The sequence below is a fragment of the Phenylobacterium aquaticum genome (assembly GCF_947378715.1).
GTDB lineage: Bacteria > Pseudomonadota > Alphaproteobacteria > Caulobacterales > Caulobacteraceae > Phenylobacterium > Phenylobacterium aquaticum_A.
The window spans coordinates 1-3,072 of the sequence record NZ_CANCLE010000273.1 but is presented as its reverse complement, the minus strand read 5'-3'; the positions used below and the strand labels follow the sequence as shown (position 1 = coordinate 3,072).

At 68.8% G+C, this 3,072-nt stretch carries 5 protein-coding genes; 2 read left to right on the top strand and 3 right to left on the bottom strand.

Features of this window, described 5'->3' with window-relative positions:
- Positions 1-337, top strand: a 337-nt coding sequence (aac(6'), locus tag Q7P21_RS20415) for an aminoglycoside 6'-N-acetyltransferase (RefSeq protein ID WP_304180247.1), incomplete at its 5' end; no start/stop codon positions are given.
- On the opposite strand, the gene proC is transcribed toward aac(6'), so the two are convergent.
- The 3 genes from proC to Q7P21_RS20400 form a co-directional block, all read right to left on the bottom strand.
- The gene (gene proC, locus Q7P21_RS20410; protein WP_304180244.1) at positions 334-1,128 is read right to left on the bottom strand and encodes a pyrroline-5-carboxylate reductase; all 795 of its coding nucleotides are present in this window, start codon (positions 1,126-1,128) and stop codon (positions 334-336) included. The two genes, aac(6') and proC, sit on opposite strands and share 4 nt — an antisense overlap.
- Positions 1,129-1,347: 219 nt before the next feature.
- Positions 1,348-1,851, bottom strand: coding sequence for a YbjN domain-containing protein (locus Q7P21_RS20405; RefSeq protein ID WP_304164824.1), 504 nt, complete (start codon positions 1,849-1,851; stop codon positions 1,348-1,350).
- Positions 1,852-2,002: 151 nt separating this feature from the next.
- On the bottom strand, positions 2,003-2,254 hold the full coding sequence (locus Q7P21_RS20400) for an accessory factor UbiK family protein (RefSeq protein ID WP_304164822.1): 252 nt from the start codon (positions 2,252-2,254) through the stop codon (positions 2,003-2,005).
- A 96-nt stretch (positions 2,255-2,350) separates the two neighbouring features.
- Here Q7P21_RS20400 and lgt point away from each other — a divergent pair.
- On the top strand, positions 2,351-3,072 hold a 722-nt coding region (gene lgt / locus Q7P21_RS20395; protein WP_304180242.1), incomplete at its 3' end, for a prolipoprotein diacylglyceryl transferase.

The following is a 3,072-nucleotide window of genomic DNA, read 5'->3' as shown; positions in this document are numbered from 1 at the left end:
CCTGATCGCGCGATCCGACTACGGGGTGTTCGTAGCGGTGGCGGCGACGGGGCTGGTCGGGTTCGCCGAGGTCGCGTTGCGGCGCGACTATGTGAACGGCTGCGACACCAGCCCCGTGGCCTTCCTGGAGGGGATCTATGTGGCGCCGGGCAATCGCAGGGACGGGGCCGCCCGCGCCCTGATCACGGCCGTCGAGGCCTGGGGCCGCGCCCAGGGCTGTTCGGAGCTGGCCTCCGACGCCGATCTCGCCAATCTCGACAGCCAGCGCATGCACGCGGCCGTGGGGTTCAAGGAGACCGAGCGGGTGGTCTATTTCCGCAAGGCGTTGGGCGCCTAGCCTCCCAGCTCCCTTGACCTTCGCGTGGCCGCCGCGACCGCGTCGCGCAGCAGGGGTTCGAGCCCACCCTCGCCCATCAGCACCTTGAGCGCCGCCTCGGTGGTGCCGTTTGGCGACGTGACCTGGCGGCGGAGGTCGGCGGGTTCCTCGCCGCTCTGGGCCAGGAGCGCGGCCGCGCCGGTCATGGTGGCGCGGGCCAGGGTGCGGGCCGCGTCCAGCGGCAGGCCGGCGGCGACGCCACCGGCCTCCAAGGCCTCGACGAAGGCGTAGAAATAGGCCGGCGCGGAGCCTGAGACGCCGGTGGCGGCGTGCAGCAGCTCCTCGTCCTCGAGATCGACCACCGCGCCGACTGGCTCGAACAGGGCGTGGGCGATGGCCCGGGCGGCCGGGTCGGCGGCATAGAGGCTGATGGTGCCCTGGTTGATGGCGACGGCCGTGGTCGGCATCACCCGGGCGATGCGCCGGCCGCCGAAGGCGTCGGCCATGTCTGAACACTTCACCCCGGCCGCGACCGAGACGATCACTGCGTCTGGGGCGAGAAGATGGGCGACCTCCGCCGCCGTCTCGCGCCACAGCTGGGGTTTCACGGCCAGGATCACGGTTTGGGCTTCGGCCAAGACCACGTCCGGCGGGTTGAGCCGGCCGCCGGCGGCCTGGACGGCGCGGGCGGTCTCGGTCGGATAGGGATCGCGCAGGATCAGGTCGGCAGGCGAGAAGGCCCGGGCCCGGCCCCAGCCCTCGATCAACGCCCCGCCCATGCGGCCGGCGCCCAGCATCAGGATCGGCGTCATGTGGTGCGTCCCCGCGAAACGAAAGTGTCGGGCGGGTTTAGAGCAAGCCGAGCGGACGAGCGACTCCCGTTGCTCCCTTCTCGGGGGAGCTGGCGCGAGGCGCCTGAGGGGGACTTTGACTCGTGGCGCAGCCGCCTGGGCGGGCAAGAAAGACCATCCAGGTCCCCCTCACCCGGCCATACGGCCGGGAGCTCCCCCAACGGGGGAGCAACCCCAATCCTACGCCTCGCCGACCGTATCGAACATGCAGGCGGCGATGGCTTCGGACGGGGTCTTGCCGCCGCGGGTCATGAAGTCGAAGGCCGGGTAGAAGCGGTCGGCGGATTCCATGGCCACATCGATCATGGCGGCGGCCTGGGCCAGAGACGGGCGCTCGCCCGTCATCAGGGCCATGGCGTGGCGGAAGATGATCTCGCCGTCTTCCCAGACCTCGTAATGGCCCAGCCAGACGCGCTGGTTGACGATGGAGATCAGCTCATAGGCGGCGGCCTTCTGTTCCGGCGTCACCTGGAGGTCCATCGACAGGCACAGTTGCAGGCAGTCGGCTTCCGGCCGCCAGGCGAACCAGAGCTCATAGTCCTTCCAGTCGCCCGACAGGGTGAAGGCCAGGTCGCCGTCCTCGGTCCGGTCGAACTGAAGGTTCTCGGCTTCCAGGACATGCTCGACCACGTCCAGGGGATCATGGGCGAGGAGGACGTCTTCGTCAGACTGAGGCGTGTCCATGAGACCTGCGGTCCTTTCGCGGGGGCGACGGAGCCTGGGACTCCGCGAATCGCCCTGCGATTCTGAAATTAGTCTGGTTTTGCGACGGGCCGTCACCGGCTTCTTCCGGTAAGCGAACCACATTCGTGTGTTGGGTCCCTGGGGCGCGATATCACGCCTGTTTGGGCGTTTTCTTCGCGGGCGCCTTGGCGGATTTGAGCTCGGCGACCTCGGCGCGCAGGGCGGCGATCTCGGCCTTCAGCGCCTCGAACTCCTCGCGGCGGATCAGATCGAGCTCGGCGGCCATGCGATCGGCCTGGGCGCGGAAGGCGGCCTTGGCCTCGTCGCCGGCCGTCTGGGCCAGGCCCATGGCGGCCTGGGTCAGCTTGGCCATCTCGTCGAGGAAGGGGTTTTGCGTCTGCATGTCGCTCTATATGGCGCGCCGGGGGATGAAAGCGAAGGGGTTCTCGTCTAAAGGGCACGAGGATATTCACCGGAATCTCGCATTGGAGGCCCGTCCTTGCCCTTTCCGGACTTCGATCCCGTCCTGATCCACATCGGCATCTTCGCCATCCGCTGGTACGCCCTGGCCTATGTGGCCGGCATATTGCTGGGCTGGCGCTATGCCCTGGGCCTGGCCAAGGACGCGCGGCTGTGGCCCCTGCGCGGGCCGATCGCCACCTCCGAACAGATCGACGACCTGGTCCTTTGGATCACCCTGGGGGTCATCGTCGGCGGCCGGCTGGGCCATGTGCTGTTCTACACCATGCTCTCCGACCCGGACTCGATCCTCAGCGACCCGCTGGAGATCTTCAAGGTCTGGCACGGGGGGATGAGCTATCACGGCGGCACGATCGGGGTGCTGATCGCGGTGCTGCTGTTCGCCCGCGCCAATGCCGGCAAGGCGCCGGTAGACCTGCTGCGGCTGGGCGACCTGGTCTGCGCCGTGGTCCCGATCGGCCTGTTCTTTGGCCGTATCGCCAACTTCATCAATGGCGAGCTCTGGGGCCGGCCCACCTCCCTGCCCTGGGGGATCATCTTCCCGGCCGCCGACGGCGGCATGCCGCGCCATCCGTCCCAGCTCTATGAGGCGGCGCTGGAGGGGATCGTGCTGTTCCTCATCCTTCGCTGGGCGACCCATTCGGCCAAGCTGCTGAACCGCCGCGGCGTGGTCGCGGGGCTTTATTTCGCCGGCTACGGCCTGATCCGCGCGGCGCTGGAGAATGTGCGCGAGCCGGACGT

Bases quoted from the DNA above. Each gene is read 5' to 3' on its own strand.
- proC (WP_304180244.1), bottom strand. From the start codon at position 1,128: ATGACGCCGATCCTGATGCTGGGCGCCGGCCGCATGGGCGGGGCGTTG.
- Q7P21_RS20405 (WP_304164824.1), bottom strand. From the start codon at position 1,851: ATGGACACGCCTCAGTCTGACGAAGACGTCCTCCTCGCCCATGATCCC.
- Q7P21_RS20400 (WP_304164822.1), bottom strand. From the start codon at position 2,254: ATGCAGACGCAAAACCCCTTCCTCGACGAGATGGCCAAGCTGACCCAG.